Source organism: Streptomyces sp. JLYT201, assembly GCF_059448825.1.
In genome coordinates this window covers 8,974,732-8,994,516 of sequence record NZ_CM182551.1, presented here as the reverse complement: position 1 = coordinate 8,994,516, position 19,785 = coordinate 8,974,732, and the positions used below count along the sequence as shown (strand labels likewise).

The window sequence follows — 19,785 nt, the reverse complement described above, 5'->3', positions numbered from 1 at the left end:
TCTTGCTGACAGTCCGAGAACCGGCTGGTCAGGCCTTTCCGAGCTCCTCGTCGATGATGTCGAAGACGTCGTCGAGGGTCGCCGAGGTCAGATCGTCCGCCTCGGCCTCGGGCTCCTTGTCGTCCCAGGTGGACAGGAGCGACCGGAGCCGGAGCCGGATGTCTCCGGCGAGTTCGTCGTCCGGGTCGAGCTTGGAGATGGTGACCGACAGTTTGTTGAGTTCGCTGAGCACTCCGGCGGCGGCCGTGCCGCCGCCGACGAGCACCGCCGTCCGCAGGTGGGCGGCGAGCGCCGCCGGGTTCGGGTGGTCGAACACCAGGGTGGCGGGCAGTCGCGCGTCCACCTCGGCGTCGAGCCGGTTGCGCAGCTCCACTCCGGTCAGCGAGTCGAAGCCGAGTTCCTTGAACGCCCGGTCGGCCTCGACGGCGTCCGGTCCCGCGAAGCCGAGCACGGCCGCGGTGTGGGTGCGTACGAGGTGCACGAGCGCCCGGTCCTGCTCCGCCTCGGTGAGCCCGGCGAGCCGCTGGGCCAGCGGCACCGTGCCGGAGCCGGAGCCGGACCGCGCGGCCCGGCGCGCGGGGGTGGGCACCAGACCGCGCAGCAGCGGCCCCACCCGCTCGGGGTGGGCCCGCAGCGCGGCCAGGTCGATCGCGGCGGGCACCGCGGTCGCGGCGCCGCTCGCGCGGGCCGCGTCGAACAGGGCCATGCCGTCCTCGGAGGACAGGGGGACCATGCCGCCCCTCGCCATCCGCTGGACGTCGGCGTCGTCGAGGTGCCCGGTGATGCCGCTGGCCTCGGCCCACAGGCCCCAGGCCAGCGAGGTCGCGGGCAGGCCCTGGGCCCTGCGGTGCTGGGCGAGCGCGTCGAGGTAGGCGTTGGCGGCCGCGTAGTTGCCCTGGCCGGGTCCGCCGAACACCCCGGCGACGGCGGAGAACAGGACGAACGCCGTGAGGTCCGTCCCGAGGGTCAGCTCGTGCAGGTGGTGCGCGGCGTCGGCCTTGGGGCGCAGCACCGTGTCGACGTGCTCCGGGGTCAGGGACCCGATCACGCCGTCGTCCAGTACGCCCGCGGTGTGCACGACGGCGCTCACGGGGTGCTCGGCGAGGAGGGCGGCGACCGCGGTGCGGTCGCTCACGTCGCACGCCACGACCGCGACCCGCGCGCCGAGTTCCTCCAGCTCCCGGCGCAGCTCATCGGCGCCCGGCGTGGCCGCGCCGCGCCTGCCGGTGAGGACCAGGTCACGGACGCCGTGGCGGGTCACGAGGTGCCGCGCGGTCACGCCGCCGAGCACGCCGAGACCACCGGTGATCAGCACCGCGCCGTCGGAGGCGAACGCCACCGGCTCGGGCGCGTCGGCGGGCACGGCGAGCCGGGCGAGCCTGGCCACCGTGGCGGTGCCGTTCCTGACGGCGATCTGGGGCTCCCCGGTCGCCACGGCTGCGGGCAGCCTGGTCAGCGACCTCTCGTGCGCGTCGACGTCGACGAGCACGAAGCGCCCGGGGTGCTCGGACTGGGCCGCCCGCACCAGGCCCCACACCGGGGCGCGCACCAGGTCCGGGACGTCCTCGTCCGGTCCGGCCGCGACCGCGCCGCTGGTCAGCAGCACGAGCCGGGACTCGCCGAACCGGTCGTCCGCGAGCCACTGCTGGAGCAGGCCGAGGGTGAGGCTCGTCGCCTCGCGGGGGGTCGTCGCGCCCTCGCCGGGCCGCACGGCCACGCACCGGGGCACGGGCGCACCGGTGTCGACCGCGGCGATGAGCTCGGCCAGGTCGCCGTACTCGTCGACGGGTTCCCCGGCCGCGGTGAGCGCGTGGGCGGGCCCGGCGGTGTCGCCGCCGAGCACGGCCCAGGTGCCGCTTTCGGGAGCGGCGTCCGGCATGGGGACCCACGTGACCTCGAACAGCGAGTCGCGGTGGGCGGACCGGGCGAGGTTGAGCTGGTCGGCCGAGAGGGGCCGCAGGCTCAGCTCGTCGACGGCGGCGACCGGCTCGCCGGTGCCGTCGGCGACGAGGACCGCCACGGCGTCCACGCCGACCGGCGTCAGCCGGACCCGCAGCGTCGTCGCGCCGGTGGCGAGGAGCCGTGTTCCGGCCCACGAGAACGGCAGGCCGTGCGCGCTCACTCCGAGGCCGACGGCGTGCAGCGCGCCGTCGAGGAGGGCCGGGTGCAGGCCGTAGCCGTCGGCGGCGACGCCGTCGGGCAGCGCCACCTCGGCGAACACCTCGTCGCCCTTGCGCCAGGCCGTGCGCAGGCCCTGGAAGGCAGGACCGTGGTCGACGCCGGAGGCGGCGGCGACGGTGGCGTAGTGGTCGTCGAGGTCGACCGGTTCGGCCTCGCTCGGCGGCCAGGCGACGAGGTCGTCGGTGACGGGCTCCGCCCCGGCCGCGAGGGCTCCGGTGGCGTGGCGGGTCCAGTCCCCGCCTCCGTCCCCGCGCGAGTCCACGGTGAACGCCCGCCTGCCCGACGCGTCCGGCCCGTCGAGGCTCAGCCGCACCTGGACGCCGTCCCGCTCGGGCAGCACCAGGGGCGCTTCGAGGACCAGGTCGTCCAGGGACGCGCAGCCGACGTGGTCACCGGCGCGCAGCGCGAGGTCCACGTAGGCCGCACCGGGCAGCAGCGCGGTGCCCAGGACGCGGTGGTCGGCGAGCCACGGGTGGGTGCGCAGGGACAGCCTGCCGCTGAAGACGAGGCCTTCGGAGTCCGCGAGTTCGGTGACGGCCACGAGGACGGGGTGGTCCACGCGCCCCAGGCCCGCCGAGGTCACGTCACCGGAGCCGGCGTGCGAGGCGGTGGGCCAGAACCGCTCGCGCTGGAACGGGTACGTGGGCAGGTCGACGCTTCGCGCGCCGGGCAGTGGCCAGTCGACCCGGCTGCCGCGCACGAACAGGCCGCTCGCCGAGGTCAGCAGGCGGGCCGGGCCGCCGTCGCCGCGCCGCAGCGATCCGACCACCACGCCGTCGGGGCCGACCAGTTCGCCCAGGCCGGCCGCGAGCACCGGGTGCGGGCTCGCCTCGACGAAGGTCGTGTAGCCCTCCGCCACCAGGGCGGAGACGGAGTCCGCGAACTCCACCGTCCGCCGCAGGCTCCGGTACCAGTACGCGGCGTCCATGTCCCGGGTGTCCAGCCAGCCGCCGGTGAGCGGGGAGAAGTACGGCACGTCGGCGGAGCGCGGGGCCACGTCCGCGAGGCCCGCGAGGAGTTCCGCCTCGACCCGCTCGACGTGGTGGGAGTGCGGGGCGTAGTCCGCCAGGACCCGCCGCGCCCACACGCCCTGGTCGGCGCAGGCCTGCACGAGTTCGTCGAGGGCGTCGGCGTCGCCGGACACGACCACCGAGGCGGGGCCGTTGACGACGCCCACGGCGAGCCGCCCCTCCCAGGGTTCCAGGAGTTCCCGTACGGCGTCGACGCCGAGCGCGACCGACACCATGCCGCCGCGACCGGCGAGGACGGTCAGCGCCTTGCTCCGCACGACGGCGAGGCGCGCCGCGTCCTCCAGGGACAGGGCGCCCGCGACGCACGCCGCCGCGATCTCGCCCTGGGAGTGTCCGAGGACGGCGCTCGGTTCGACGCCCCACGACCGCCAGGTGGCGGCGAGGGACACCATGACCGCGAACAGGGCGGGCTGGACGACGTCAAGCCGCTCCATCAGCTCGGGGTCCCGGATCGCGGCGAGCAGCGACCAGTCGACGTGCTCTTCCAGCGCCCGCGCGCACTCCTCCATCCGCGCGCGGAACACCGGTGAGGACGCGAGCAGTTCCAGCGCCATGCCGACCCACTGAGAGCCGTGGCCGGGGAACACGAACACCACACCGGAACCGCGGTCCCCCGCCACACCGGTCACGACGTTCGGTGCCTCGCGGCCGTCGGCAAGGGCGCTGAGGCCGGAGAGGAACTCCTCCCGGTCCAGGCCCACCAGGACGGCCCGGTGGTCGAACGTGGACCGGGCGCGCAGCGAGTGCGCGACGTCGGCGACCGAGACGTCCTTCTCCTGCTCGATCCGCTCCCGCAGCCGGTTCGCCTGCTCCCGCAGTGCCTCGCCGGAGCGGGCCGACAGCAGCCACGGCACGACACCGTGCTCCACCGGTTCGGCGTCGACGGACGTCACCTCGGGGGCCTGCTCGATGACGGCGTGCGCGTTCGTACCACTGAACCCGAACGACGACACACCAGCCCGCCACGGCCGATCCACCACAGGCCACGCACGCTCACCCGTCAACAACTCCACCGCACCCGCCGACCAGTCCACGTGCGAAGACGGCTCATCCACGTGCAGCGTGCGCGGCAGCACACCATGGCGCATCGCCAGCACCATCTTGATCACACCCGCCACACCAGCGGCGGCCTGCGTGTGACCGATGTTCGACTTCACCGACCCCAACCACAACGGCCGGTCAGCAGGACGATCCTGGCCGTACGTCGCAAGCAGCGCCTGCGCCTCGATCGGGTCACCCAACTTCGTCCCCGTGCCGTGCGCCTCCACCGCGTCCACGTCGGACGGGTTCAGACCCGCACTCGCCAGCGCCTGACGAATCACCCGCTGCTGAGAGGGACCATTCGGAGCCGTCAGACCATTGGACGCACCATCCTGGTTCACCGCCGAACCACGAACGACCGCCAAAACCTCATGCCCATTGCGCCGGGCATCCGACAGGCGCTCCACCACCAGCATCCCGACGCCCTCACCCCAGCCAGTGCCATCCGCACCATCGGAGAACGCCTTGCACCGGCCATCCACCGAAAGCCCCCGCTGACGGCTGAACTCGATGAAGGCACCCGGCGTCGACATCACCGTCACACCGCCCGCGAGTGCCAACTCGCACTCGCCCGACCGCAGCGCCTGCACCGCCAGGTGCAGGGCCACCAGGGACGACGAGCACGCCGTGTCCACCGTGACGGCCGGACCCTCGAAACCGAAGTTGTAGGCCAGGCGGCCGGACATGACGCTTGCCGCGCTGCCCGTCGCCACGTGTCCGCCCACGTCCTCGGCGGCCCCGTCGAGGACCATTCCGTAGTCCTGGACGTTCGAGCCGACGAAAACGCCCACGCGCTCGCCGCGGATGGTGTTCGGGTCGATGCCCGCCCGCTCGATCACCTCCCAGGAGGTTTCGAGGAGGAGGCGCTGCTGCGGGTCCATCGCCAGGGCCTCACGCGGACTGATCCCGAAGAAGCCCGCGTCGAACTCCGCCACGCGGTCGAGGAAGGCACCCCTGCGCGAGTACGTCGTGCCGACGCCCTCGGGGTCGGGGTCGTAGAGCGCCTCCAGGTCCCAGCCCCGGTCGGCCGGGAACTCCGTCACCGCGTCCCCGCCCGCGAGGAGTACGTCCCACAGTTCCTCCGGGCTGGTCACGCCGCCGGGGAACCGGCAGGCCATCGACACGATCGCGATCGGCTCGTCGGTCTTGCCCGTCACGACGGTGTCCCGCACCGGGTGCGGGCCGCCCTGCGGTTCCACGACCTCCGTCAGGAGGTGCTCGGCCAGTGCCGCGGGGCTGGGGTAGTCGAAGACCACGGTCGCGGGCAGGGCCAGACCGGAGGCGGCCGTCAGCCGGTTGCGCAGCTCGATGGCGGTCAGCGAGTCGAAGCCCAGCTCGCGGAAGGCCCGGTCGGGTTCGACCGCGCCGGCCGAGGCGTGCCCCAGGACGGCGGCGGCCTGCGCCACCACGAGGGCACGCACCAGCTCCCGCTGCTTCGCCGCGTCCAGGCCGGTGAGGCGGCGGCGCAGCTCAGCGCCCTCCTCGTCCTGCTCCTGGGACCCGGCGGTCCGGTCCGCGACCGCGGCGCGCGCCTCGGCCACGCCGTCGAGCAGCGGGCTGGGCCTGCCGATCGTGAACGCGGGGGCGAACCGCTCCCAGTCGACGTTCGCCACGACCGTGCTCGCCGTGCCGCTGCCGACCGCGTCGGCGATGGCGCCCACCGCGAGCTCGGGCGGCAGCGCCTGGAGTCCGCGCCGGGACAGCTGCCGCTGCGCCTCGCCGTCGGCCATGCCGCCTCCGGCCCAGGGGCCCCAGGCCACCGCGGTCCCCGGCAGGCCGTGCGCGGTGCGGTGCTCGGCGAGCGCGTCGAGGTAGGCGTTCGCGGCGCTGTAGGCCACCTGGCCGCCGCTGCCCCACGTACCGGCGATCGAGGAGTACGACAGGAATGCGTCGAGGGGCGTGTCGGCGAGGAGTTCGTGCAGGTGCGCGGCGCCCGCCACCTTGGCGGCGACCACGTCCGCGAAGCCCGCGAGGTCGGTCTCCGCGACGGGAACGCTGTCGTTGGCACCGGCGGTGTGGACGACGGCACGGACCGGGTCACCGGCGGCCGCCAGGCCGTCGAGCAGGGCGGCGAGCCCGTCCCGGTCGGCGATGTCGACGGCCGCGACGGTGACGCGCGCGCCCAGCTCGACGAGTTCGGCCCGCACCTCCGCGGCGCCTTCGGCCGTTTCGCCCCGGCGGCTCGCCAGGACGACGTGTTCGGCACCGTTCGCCGCCAGCCACCGCGCGGCCCGGGCGCCCAGGGGACCGAGCCCGCCGGTCACCAGGACCGTGCCGCCCGGCGTCCAGCCGGAGCCCGCGGCGGCCCGTTCGGCCCGCCGGAGCCTGCGCGCGAACACTCCGGTCTCGCGCACGGCGACCTGGTCCTCCGCTCCGCCCAGCAGAGCGCACAGCCGTGCGGCCGCCCGGTCGTCCACGGTCTCCGGCAGGTCGACGAGGCCGCCCCAGCGGCCGGGGTGCTCCAGCGCCACGGTCCTGCCGAGGCCCCACACCATGGACTGCCCGAAGCCCGCGACCGTGTCGTCGGCGACGGCCGAGACCGCGCCCGAGGTCACGCACCACAGGGGCGCGGACACGTCCGCGTCACCGAGGGCCTGGGCCAGCGCGAGGGTGGCCGCGACACCGTTCGGTACGGCGGGGTGGCCGGGGTGCGCCGACTCGTCGAACGCCAGCAGCGACAGGACTCCGCTGATCTCCTCTCGTACCTGTCCTCGCGCGAGGGCGGCGCGCAGTGCGTCGGCCAGTTCCGCGCGGTCCGTCGCACCGGTCGCGACCGTGACGAGCGTCAGGCCACAGGCTTCGAGGAGCTCGCCGAGCGCGTCGGCACGCTCGTCACCCTGGGGCGTCACGACCAGCCACGTGCCCGAGGGAGGTGTGGTCGCCGGGTGGCCGAGGGCCTTCCAGCCGACGGTGTAACGCCACTTGTCCACAGCGGACTTCTCGCGGCTCTGGCGCCGCCACGACGACAGCAGCGGCAGTACGGCGCGCAGCGAGTCGCTCGCGCCGTCGTCGGTGATGCCCAGGGACGACGCGAGGGCGGTCGCCTCCTCGCTGTCCACCGCGGCCCAGAACCGCGCCTCGTCCTCGTCGAGGACGGCCTCGCCCGCGCCGGGCCGGGCATCCAGCCAGTAGCGCTGGTGCTGGAAGGCGTACGTCGGCAGGTCCACGCGCCGTGCGCCGCTGCCCGTGAAGTAGGCGCTCCAGTCGACGGCCACGCCCCGGGCGTGCAGCGCACCGACCGTGGTGACGAGGGCGGCCTCCTCCGGCCGGTCGCTCCGCAGCACCGGCACGAAGGCCGCGTCCGGCGCGGACTCCTGACCGAGCGCCGACAGCGTCCCGCCAGGGCCGACCTCGACGAACGTACCCACACCCTCGTCCGCGAGCGTGCTCACAGCGTCGGCGAACCGTACGGACTCGCGTACGTGGCGCACCCAGTACTCCGGCGACGCCAACTCCTCGGCACTCGCCCGCACACCCGTGAGCGTCGAGACGATCGGGATCGCGGGCGCTCCGTACGAGACGCCTTCCAGGACCGTACGGAACTCGTCCAGCATCGGGTCCATCAGCGGCGAGTGGAACGCGTGACTGACCTTGAGCCGGGTCACCTTACGGCCCGCCGCACGCCAACGCTCACCCACCGCCTCCGCGTCAGCAGCGACACCCGAAATCACCACCGAGGTGGGCCCGTTGACCGCCGCTATGCCCACGGTCTCCGGCAGGTCCTCCGTGATCTCGGCCTCCGTCGCCTGGATCGCCACCATCGCGCCACCCGACGGCAGCGCCTGCATCAACCCCGCACGCGCCGACACCACCTTCACCGCGTCCGCGAGCGACCACACACCCGCGACGTGCGCGGCGGCAAGTTCACCGATGGAGTGACCGGCCAGCGCATCGGCACGGATGCCCCACGCCTCAAGGAGACGGAACAGCGCCACCTCGACCGCGAACAACGCGGGCTGGGTCACCCCCGTCTGGTTCAACGCCTCGACGTCGTCCCCGAACAGCACCTCACGCACCGACGCGTCGAACTCACCCAGCACGGCATCCAGCGCCTCCGCGAACACCGGGAACCGCTCAGCCAACTCGCGCCCCATGCCGAGCCGCTGCGAGCCCTGACCCGAGAACAAGAAGCCCACCCGGCCGGACGCATCCCCCGCACCCGTGACCACAGCGCCGCTGGCCTGGCCCTCGGCCACAGCCGTCAGAGCGGCAACCAGCTCGGACCGGTCGGCGCCGACCACCACCGCGCGGCGCTCCAGAGCCGACCGTGACGTCGCGAGCGAGTAGCCGACGTCAACGGGCGCGTGCTCGTCCACCACGGACAACAGCCGCTGGGCCTGGCCGCGCAGCGCGGCCACGTCGCCCGCCGACAGCACCCACGGAACAAGGCCCTCGTACGCAGGTTCCGTTGCCGGTTCCTGCTCAGAGGCCTGCACCGGGGCCTGCTCGATGACGGTGTGCGCGTTCGTACCGCTGAACCCGAACGACGAGACACCAGCCCGCCACGGCCGACCCACCTCAGGCCACGCACGCTCACCCGTGAGCAGTTCCACCGCACCCGCCGACCAGTCCACCTGCGAGGACGGCTCGTCCACGTGCAGCGTGCGCGGCAGCACACCATGGCGCATCGCCATGACCATCTTGATCACGCCCGCCACACCGGCCGCGGCCTGCGTGTGACCGATGTTCGACTTGATCGAACCAAGCAGCAGCGGCTGGCCCTCAGGCCTGCCCTGGCCGTAGGTGGCAAGCAGCGCCTGCGCCTCGATCGGGTCACCCAGTTTCGTGCCCGTGCCGTGGGCCTCCACCGCATCCACATCCGAGGGCGACAGACCCGCACTCGCCAGGGCCTGACGAATCACCCGCTGCTGGGAGGGACCATTCGGAGCCGTCAGACCATTGGACGCACCATCCTGGTTCACCGCAGAACCGCGGACGACGGCGAGGATCTGGTGGCCGTTGCGCTGCGCGTCCGACAGTCGTTCGACCAGGAGCATGCCGACGCCTTCGCCCCAGCTGGTGCCGTCGGCGCTGTCGGAGAACGCCTTGCACCGGCCGTCGGGAGCAAGGCCCCGCTGGCGGCTGAACTCGATGAAGGCACCGGGTGTCGACATCACCGTCACACCACCCGCGAGCGCGAGTTCACACTCGCCCGAACGCAGCGCCTGCACCGCCAGGTGCAGCGCGACCAGGGACGACGAGCACGCCGTGTCCACCGTGACGGCCGGACCCTCGAAACCGAACGTGTACGACAGGCGGCCCGAGGCCACGCTGGCCGCGTTGCCGGTCGCCATGTAACCGCCCACGTCCTCGGCGGCGCCGCCCACCACGAGCCCGTAGTCCTGCGCGTTCGAGCCCACGAAGACGCCGACGCGCTCGCCGCGCAGCGACGCCGAGTCGACCCCGGCCCGCTCCAGGAGTTCCCAGGAGGTTTCGAGGAGGAGGCGCTGCTGCGGGTCCATGGCGAGGGCCTCGCGCGGCGAGATCCCGAAGAAGCCCGCGTCGAACCCGGAGACGTCCGACAGGAAGGCGCCCGATCGCAGGTACGTGGTCCCCACCGCGTCCGGATCCGGGTCGTAGAGCGCCTCCACGTCCCAGCCACGGTCGGTCGGGAACTCCGACACGGCGTCGCCGCCCTCGGTCACCAGGCGCCACAGGTCCTCAGGCGACTCGACCCCACCGGGGAAACGGCAGCTCATCGCGACGATCGCGATCGGGTCGTCGGTCGCGGCCACGACGGGTCCGCCGGCCGTGACGTCGAGGGCCCCGCCCAGCAGCTCGGCACGCAGGTGTGCCGCGAGGGCGGCAGGCGTCGGGAAGTCGAAGACCAGTGTGGAGGGCAGGGCCAACTCGGTGGCCGCATTGAGGTGGTTTCGCAGCTCGACGGAGCTGAGCGAGTCGAAGCCGAGCTCCTTGAAAGCGCGTTCGGGCGCGATCGACTGGGCGGAGCTGTGCCCGAGCACTGCGGCCACGTGGCCGAGCACCAGGTCAAGGAGTGCCTTGTCGCGCTCGGCTTCGGTGAGGCCCGCGAGGGACTGCGCGAGCGCGGAGCGGGCGGCCTCGGGTGCGGCGGTCCTGCGTGCCGTACCGCGTACGAGACCGCGCAGGAGGTGTGGCACCGGCTGGGTACGGGCCTGGCGGCGCAGGGCCGACAGGTCCAGTGGCATCGGCGCGACCGTGGCCCGCCCCGTGGAGCCCGCCGCGTCGAACAGCGCCAGGCCCTCCGCCGGGCCGATCGGGAGAGCGCCGCCGCTGGTGATGCGGCGTACGTCGTTCTCATCGAGGCTGCCCGCCATGCCCTCGGCCGTCTCCCACAGGCCCCAGGCCAGGGAGGTCGCGGGCAGCCCCTGGGCACGCCGGTGCTCGGCGAGGGCGTCCAGGAAGGTGTTCGCCGCCGCGTAGTTGCCTTGGCCGGGGGTTCCGAAGACACCCGAGGCCGAGGAGAAGAGGACGAACGCGGAGAGGTCCAGTTCGGCGGTCAGCTCGTGCAGGTGCCAGGCCGCGTCGACCTTCGGCCGGAACACCGCGTCGATCCGCTCCGGCGTCAGCGAAGCGATCGTGGCGTCGTCCAGCACGCCCGCTGTGTGCACCACGGCAGAGACCGGGTGCTCGGCCAGCAGGGCCACCACCGCGTCCCGATCCGCGACGTCGCAGGCGGCGAGTACGACCTCCGCGCCCTGCGCGGCGAGTTCGTTCCGCAGGTCCTCGGCGCCCTCGGCCGCCGCGCCACGACGGCTCACCAGGAGCAGGCTCCGTACGCCGCGCTCGGCGACCAGGTGGCGGGCGACCAGGCCGCCCAGCGTGCCCGTCGCGCCGGTGACCAGGACCGTCCCCTCACCGAAGCCGGGGTCGTCCGCAACGGGCTGCGTGACGCGGGCCAGCCGGGGTATTCGGGCTTCGCCGGAACGCACCGCGAGCTGCGGCTCCCCCGTGGCCAGCACGGAAGGCAACGCCTCCAGCGAAGCAGCCTCGTCGTCCAGGTCGGCCAGCACGATCCGGTCGGGGTTCTCCGACTGCGCCGACCGCACCAGACCCCACACCGCAGCCTGCGCGAGATCCCGCACACCCTCATCGGGAGTGCTGCTCACAGCGCCGTTGGTCACAACCACCAGGCGCGCCGCTGAGAACCGCGCATCCGCGAGCCACGCCTGGACAGCGTTCAGCGCCCAGTACGCGACCTCACGCGCACCCACCACCGGATCGGACGCGGAGTCCACCGGGCAGGACAGCACGACGAAGTCCGCCAGCTCCCCGTCCCGCGCCCCCGCCAACGCCTCCAGATCGGACCACTGAGCCGTCGGAACATCGCCGTCGGGCAGGGCAACCGGCGCCCAGTCGACACCGAAGAGCGAGTCACCGCGATCGTCCCCGGCGAACTGGTCCAGCGACACCGGGCGCAGGACCAGCGAGTCAACCGTGGCGACGGGAGCACCCGCCCCATCAGCGACCACCAGAGACACCCCGTCTGCGCCGTGGGGCGCCAGCCTCACCCGCAGCACAGCCGCCCCGGCAGCGTGCAAGCGCACGCCCGACCACGAGAACGGCAGCCTGCCCGCCCCATCGGCCTCACCCATCAGCCCAATGGCATGCAGCGCCGCATCGAGGAGCGCCGGATGCAGGCCAAACCCCCCTGTGTCCACGTCTTCCGGCAGTACGACCTCGGCGAACACCTCGTCGCCCGCGCGCCACGCGGCCCGCAGCCCCCGGAACACCGGCCCATAAGCGAAGTCGGGGTCGGCCACGCGGTCGTAGAACCCGTCGACATCCACGGCCTCCGCGTCGGCGGGCGGCCATGCGACCAGGGCGGTCCCGGCCGAGCGGCCGCCTTCGCGCAGCACACCCACGGCGTGCCGGGTCCAGGAAGACGCCTCCTCCACCTCGCCGGTGCTGGAGTAGAAGGTCACCTCACGCCCGCCCGAGGCGTCCTGGGCGCCGACCGACACCTGCACCCGCACCGCACCGCTCTCGGGCAGCAGGAGAGGTGCCTCCAGCGTCAGCTCCTCCACCAGGTCACACCCGACCTGGTCCCCCGCGCGCACCGCCAGCTCCACGAAGGCCGAGCCCGGCAGCACCACCGACCCCATGACCTCGTGATCAGCCAGCCACGGATGCGACTGCACCGACAACCGGCCCGTCAGCAACACACCATCCGTACCGGCCAGCGTCACACTCGCGCCCAGCAGCGGATGCTCCGCAGCACCCAGCCCGGCCGCCGACACATCCCCCACCGACGACACCACGTCCAGCCAGAAGCGCTCCCGCTGGAACGCGTATGTCGGCAGGTCCACCAGCGGCGCCCCGCTGCCCGCGAAGTAGGCGCTCCAGTCGATCGCCACGCCCCACGCGTGCAGCGCACCGACCGTGGTGACGAGGGCGACCTCCTCCGGCCGGTCGCTCCGCAGCGCGGGCAGGAACACCGCGTCGGGCGCGCTGCCGCCACCGAGCGCGGACAGCGTTCCACCCGGACCGACCTCGACGAACGTGCCCACACCCTCGCCCACCAGCGCACTCACGGCATCGGCGAACCGCACCGACTCGCGTACGTGGCGCACCCAGTACTCCGGCGACGCCAACTCCTCGGCACTCGCCCGCACACCGGTCAGCGTCGACACGATCGGAATCTCGGGCTCGCCGAACGACACCGCCTCCAGCACCTGTCGGAAGCCGTCCAGCATCGGGTCCATCAGCGGCGAGTGGAACGCATGGCTCACCCGCAGCCGAGTCACCTTCCGCCCCGCCGCACGCCACCGCCCCGCCACTACCTCAACATCAGCGTCGGCGCCCGAAATCACCACCGCCGACGGGCCGTTCACCGCCGCGATGTCCACCGTCTCCGGCAGGTCCGCAGCGACCTCTTCCTCCGTCGCCTGGATCGCCACCATCGCGCCGCCCGACGGCAGCGCCTGCATCAACCCCGCACGCGCCGACACCACCTTCACCGCGTCCACGAGCGACCACACACCCGCGACGTGCGCGGCAGCCAGCTCGCCGATCGAGTGACCCGCCAGGAAGTCGGGGTGCACCCCCCACGACTCAAGGAGACGGAACAGCGCCACCTCGACCGCGAACAACGCAGGCTGCGTCACCCCCGTCTCGTTCAACGCCTCGACGTCATCCCCGAACAGCACCTCACGCACCGACGCGTCGAACTCACCCAGCACGGGATCCAGCGCCTCCACGAACACCGGGAACCGCTCAGCCAACTCGCGCCCCATACTGAGCCGCTGCGAACCCTGGCCCGAGAACAGGAAGGCCAGTCGGCCGGACTCGTCGGCCACGCCGGCGGCCGCCGCCCCGCTGGCCCGCCCCTCAGCCACAGCCACAGCCTCCAGGGCAGCAAGCAGCTCGGACGAGTCGGCGCCGACCACCACCGCGCGGTGCTCCAGCGCCGCCCGCGAGAACACCAGCGCGCGGCCCACGTCCGCCACCGACAGGTCCGAAGAGTTCTCCACAAAGGTCTTCAGCCGTGCGGCCTGCTCCCGCAGTGCCTCGCCGGAGCGCGCAGACAGGACCCACGGCACCACCGCACCGGCAGGCAGCGGCTCCGGAGCTTCCTCCCGCTCGATGACGGGGGCCTGCTCGATGACGGCGTGCGCGTTCGTACCGCTGAACCCGAACGACGAGACGCCGGCCCGCCACGGCCGACCCACCACAGGCCACGCACGCTCACCCGTCAACAACTCCACCGCACCCGCCGACCAGTCCACGTGCGAAGACGGCTCATCCACGTGCAGCGTGCGCGGCAGCACACCATGGCGCATCGCCATGACCATCTTGATCACGCCCGCCACACCGGCCGCGGCCTGCGTGTGACCGATGTTCGACTTGATCGAGCCGAGCAGCAGCGGCTGGCCCTCAGGCCTGCCCTGGCCGTAGGTGGCAAGCAGCGCCTGCGCCTCGATCGGGTCACCCAGTTTCGTACCCGTACCGTGCGCCTCCACCGCATCCACATCCGAGGGCGACAGACCCGCACTCACCAGCGCCTGACGAATCACCCGCTGCTGGGAGGGACCATTCGGAGCCGTCAGACCATTGGACGCACCATCCTGGTTCACCGCAGAACCACGAACGACGGCGAGGACCTGGTGCCCGTTGCGCTGCGCGTCCGACAGGCGCTCGACCAGGAGCATGCCGACGCCCTCGCCCCAGCCGGTGCCGTCCGCGTCGTCGGAGAACGCCTTGCACCGGCCGTCCACCGAAAGCCCGCGCTGGCGGCTGAACTCCACGAACGCGGCGGGCGTGGACATCACCGTCACACCACCCGCGAGCGCGAGTTCACACTCGCCCGAACGCAGCGCCTGCACCGCCAGGTGCAGGGCCACCAGGGACGACGAGCACGCCGTGTCCACCGTGACGGCCGGACCCTCGAAACCGAACGTGTACGACAGACGGCCGGAGATCACGCTCGCCGCGCTGCCGGTGCCCAGGTAGCCCTCGACGGTCTCCGGCGCGGCCATCATCAGTGTCGTGTAGTCCTGGCCGTTGGTGCCGACGAAGACGCCGGACCGGCTGCCCCGCAGTGCGTTCGGGTCGATGCCCGCGCGCTCGAAGGCCTCCCAGGAGGTTTCGAGGAGGAGGCGCTGCTGCGGGTCCATCGCCAGGGCCTCACGCGGACTGATCCCGAAGAAGTCCGCGTCGAAGTCAGCGACGCGGTCGAGGAAGGCGCCCCTGCGGGAGTACGACGTACCGACACCGGCGGTGTCCGGGTCGGGGGCGTAGAGCCCCTCCAGGTCCCAGCCGCGGTCGGCCGGGAACTCCGTGACCGCGTCCTCGCCCGCCAGGAGTGCGTCCCACAGGCCTTCCGGGCTGGTCACGCCGCCGGGGAACCGGCAGGCCATCGCTACGATCGCGATCGGCTCGTCGGTCGCTCCGGAGACGGAGACGGCGAGGGGCGCGGCGGCCGCGGGGGCCGCACCGGACAGTCCGGTCCGCAGATGGGCGGCCAGGGCGGCGGCCGTCGGATAGTCGAAGACCACGGACGCGGGCAGAGTGAGACCGGTCGCCTCGCTGAGCCGGGCGCGCAGCTCCACCGCCGTGAGGGAGTCGAAGCCCAGCTCCCTGAAGGCACGCGTCGGGGAGAAGGCGTCGCCGGAGACGTGCCCGAGCACGGTGGCGGCCTCGTAGCGGACCAGCTCGGTCAGCTGCCGCTCCTGCTCGGCCTCGGTCAGACCTGCCAGGCGCCGCGCGAGCGCCGAGGTGCCGTCCTGCTCCGCGGGGGACGCGTCGAACTCGGCGCGGGCCTGCGGCAGTTCGCGCAGGAGCGGGCTGGGCCGCTGTGCCGTGAAGGTGTCCACGAACCGGGCCCAGTCGACGTCGGCGATGGTGATCTGCCCGTCGCCGTGGTCCAGGGCGGTTCCGAGACCGGCGAGGGCCGCGTCGGGGGCCATGACGGCGAGTCCCGCGCGCCGGAGGTGTCCGGCCTGCCCCGAGTCCGCGACCATGCCGCCGCCGTCCCACGGCCCCCACGCGACGGCGGTGGCGGGCAGGCCCGCCGCCCTGCGGTGGGCGGCGAGGGCGTCCAGATAGGCGTTGGCCGCGCCGTAGGCGGCCTGGCCGCCGCTGCCCCACACTCCGGCGATGGACGAGAACAGCACGAACGCGTCCAGCGGCTCGTCGGCCAGGAGTTCGTGCAGGATCCTCGCGCTGTCGGCCTTGGCCGCCAGTACGTCGGCGAACGCGGTGAGGTCGTCCGGGTCGAGGTCGGCGAGCGCGGCCGGGCGCTCGACGCCCGCCGTGTGGACGACGGCGGTGAGCGAGGGGACGCGTTCCAGGAGCGCCGCGACGGCGTCCCTGTCCGCCGCGTCGCAGGCGGCGATGGTGACGCGCGCGCCGAGACCGACGAGTTCGGCCTCCAGCTCGGCCGCGCCCTCGGCCGCGGCGCCGCGGCGGCTCACCAGGACGAGGTGCTCGGCTCCGCGCTCCGCCAGCCAGCGCGCCACGCGGCCGCCCAGGGCACCGGTGCCGCCGGTGACCAGGACGGTGCCGCGCGGCGACCAGCCGCCGCCGGGAGCGTCGCCCAGGGGTGCGGGCAGCAGCCTGCGGCCGAGGATCCGCTCGCCGCGCAGGGCGAGCTGGTCCTCTCCGGTCGTCCCTGCGAGGGCCGATGCGAGGAGGTCCCCGGTCGTCTCGTCCCGCGCCTCGGGCAGGTCGATCAGGCCGCCCCAGCGTCCGGGGTGCTCCAGCGCGGCCACCCGGCCCAGGCCCCACAGCGTCGACTGGGCGAACCCGGTCACCTCGTCGCCGTCGGCCGCCGCCACCGCGCCCGAGGTCACGCACCACAGCGGCGCGGGCACGTCCGCGTCACCGAGCGCCCGCAACAGGCCGATGGTGGCCGCGACACCCGCGGGCACGGTCGGCCCGTCCGCTGCGGCGAGCCCCAGCAGCGAGACCACTCCGTCGGGGGCGGGCACGCCACCGAGCCGCTCCGCCCAGTCGGCCGCCGCCGGGTCCACGTACAGGACGTGCGCCGCGGCGCCGTTCCGGGTCAGCGCGTCGCCGACCCACTCGGCGCGGCTCTCCCCGGCCGGTGCCACGACCAGCCAGGTGCCGTCGATTCGCCGGGGTCCGGCGGCGACCGGCCGCCAGTCGATCCGGTACCGCCAGGCGTCGGCGGTGGAGCGGTTCCGCTGCTTGCTGCGCCAGGCGGAGAGGCGGGGAAGGACCGCGCTCAGCGGGTCGTCGGACGACACGCCCAGCGTCCGGGCGAGATCGGCGGGGTCGCCTTCCTCCACGGCCTCCCAGAACTTCGCCTCGGCCGGGGACGTCCGCTCGACTGCCTCGCCGGCGGCCGGGGCGTCCAGCCAGTAGTGCTCACGCTGGAACGCGTACGTCGGCAGGTCCACCCGCCGGGCGCCGCTGCCGTCGAAGCAGGCGGCCAGGTTCACCGCGGCACCGCGCACGTGCAGCTGGCCCACGGCGGTGGTCAGCGCGACGAGTTCGGGGCGGTCGCCGCGCAGGGCGGGCACGAAGGCGGCCTCCGGGGCGGCGGACTGTCCGAGACCGGACAGCACACCACCGGGGCCGACCTCCAGGAAGACGTCCACGCCCTGCTCCCGCAGCGCCGTGACCGCGCCGTGGAACCGTACGGACTCCCGTACGTGCCGGACCCAGTACTCCGGCGACGCCAACTCCTCAGCACTGGCCCGCACACCGGTCAGCGTCGAGACGATGGGGATCTCCGGAGCGGCGTACGACACGCTCTCCAGCACCCGGCGGAAGTCATCCAGCATCGGGTCCATCAACGGCGAGTGGAACGCGTGACTGACCTTGAGCCGGGTCACCTTGCGGCCCGCCGCACGCCAGCGCTCACCCACCGCCTCCGCATCGGCGGCGACACCCGAAATCACCACCGACGTGGGCCCGTTGACCGCCGCTATGCCCACGGTCTCCGGCAAGTCCGCAGCGACCTCTTCCTCCGTCGCCTGGATCGCCACCATCGCGCCACCAGACGGCAGCGCCTGCATCAACCCCGCACGCGCCGACACCACCCTCACCGCATCCGCCAACGACCACACACCCGCAACGTACGCGGCAGCCAGCTCACCGATGGAGTGACCCGCCAGCACGTCAGCGCGTACACCCCACGACTCCAGAAGACGGAACAACGCCACCTCGACCGCGAACAACGCGGGCTGGGTCACCCCGGTCTGGTTCAACGCCTCGACGTCGTCCCCGAACAGCACCTCACGCACCGACGCGTCGAACTCACCCAGCACGGCATCCAGCGCCTCCGCGAACACCGGGAACCGCTGGGCCAGTTCACGGCCCATGCCGAGCCGCTGCGAACCCTGACCCGAGAACAGGAAGGCCAGTCGGTGCGGCTCCGCCTCGCCGAGCACGAGGCCGGGGGCGCCGCGGCCCTCGGCGAGCGCGGTCAGCCGGTCCGTGGTGGTGGTCCGGTCCTCGGCCAGCACCACGGCGCGGTGTTCGAACGCCGTCCGGGTCGTGGCCAGCGAGAAGCCGACGTCCGCCGGGTCGAATCCGGCGGCTCCCGTCACGGTGGACAGCAGGCGCCGGGCCTGTGCGCGCAGGGCGTCGGGGGTGCGGCCGGACAGCGCCCACGGCACGACGGGCGCGGCGGGCAGGTCGGCGGCGGCCGGGGGCACCGGCTCGGCGGCGGGTGCCTCCTCCAGGATGACGTGGGCGTTCGTGCCGCTGACGCCGAACGAGGACACGCCGGCGCGGCGCGGTTCGTCGGCCTCCGGCCACGGCTGCCGCTCGGTGAGGAGCGCCACGGTGCCCGCGGACCAGTCGACGTGGCTGCTCGGCTCGTCGATGTGCAGGGTGCGCGGGAGCACGCCGTGCCGCATCGCGAGGACCATCTTGATGATGCCGCCGACACCGGCGGCCGCCTGGGCGTGGCCGATGTTCGACTTCAGCGAGCCCAGCCACAGGGGCCGGTCCTCGGGCCGGTCCTGGCCGTACGTGGCGATGAGGGCCTGGGCTTCGATGGGGTCCCCGAGGGTGGTGCCGGTGCCGTGGGCCTCGACCGCGTCGACCTGCTCCGGGGTGAGCCGCGCGTTCGCCAGGGCCTGGGTGATGACCGCCTGCTGGGAGGGGCCGTTGGGGGCCGTCAGGCCGTGGGAGGCGCCGTCCTGGTTCACCGCGGAGCCGCGGACCACCGCGAGGACGGGGTGGCCGTTGCGGCGGGCGTCGGAGAGGCGCTCGACGAGGAGCATGCCGACGCCCTCGCCCCATCCTGTGCCGTCGGCGCTGTCGGAGAACGCCTTGCACCGGCCGTCCTGTGCGAGGCCGCGCTGGCGGCTGAAGTCGACGAACGTGCGCGGCGTGGACATGAACGTGGCGCCGCCCGCGAGCGCGAGGGAGCACTCCTCGCGGCGCAGGGCCACCATCGCCAGGTGCAGGGCCACGAGGGACGACGAGCACGCCGTGTCGACCGTCACCGCGGGCCCGACGAGGCCGAGGGTGTAGGCGATGCGGCCGGAGGCGATGCTGCCCGCGCTGCCGTTGGCGAGGAAGCCCTCGAACCCTTCGGGTGCCTGCGGGAGCCGCGCCGCGTAGTCGTTGTACATCACGCCCGCGAACACGCCGGTCCGGGTGTCCCTGGCCTGCTCGGGGTCGATGCCCGCGCGTTCGAAGGCCTCCCAGGAGGTTTCGAGGAGGAGGCGCTGCTGCGGGTCCATCGCCAGGGCCTCGCGCGGGCTGATCCCGAAGAACGCCGGGTCGAAGCCGGTGGCGCCCTGGAGGAAGCCGCCGTGCCGGGTGATCGAGGTGCCCGCGTGGTCGGGGTCGGGGTCGTAGAGCGCCTCGACGTCCCAGCCGCGGTCGGCCGGGAACTCCACCACGGCGTCCCCGTCGTCGGCGAGCAGCCGCCACAGGTCCTCGGGCGACTCGACGCCGCCGGGGTAGCGGCAGCTCATGCCGATGATGGCGATCGGCTCGTTGTCGCGCTCCTCGACCTCGCGCAGGCGCCGGCGTGCGCTGCGCAGGTCGGTGGTGGCCCGCTTGAGGTAGTCGCGGAGCTTGTCCTCGTTCTCCATCTGGCGTGTGCTCCTTACAGCGGTGCGGACGG

Annotated in this window: 1 protein-coding gene; it reads right to left on the bottom strand. The window is 73.6% G+C overall.

Annotated elements, in window-relative coordinates; translation table 11 throughout:
* Window positions 1–28: 28 nt before the first annotated feature.
* The gene (locus AC5WAM_RS38165; protein ID WP_495520417.1) at window positions 29–19,753 is read right to left on the bottom strand and encodes a type I polyketide synthase; all 19,725 of its coding nucleotides are present in this window, start codon (window positions 19,751–19,753) and stop codon (window positions 29–31) included.
* Between the last annotated feature and the right edge of the window lie 32 nt (window positions 19,754–19,785).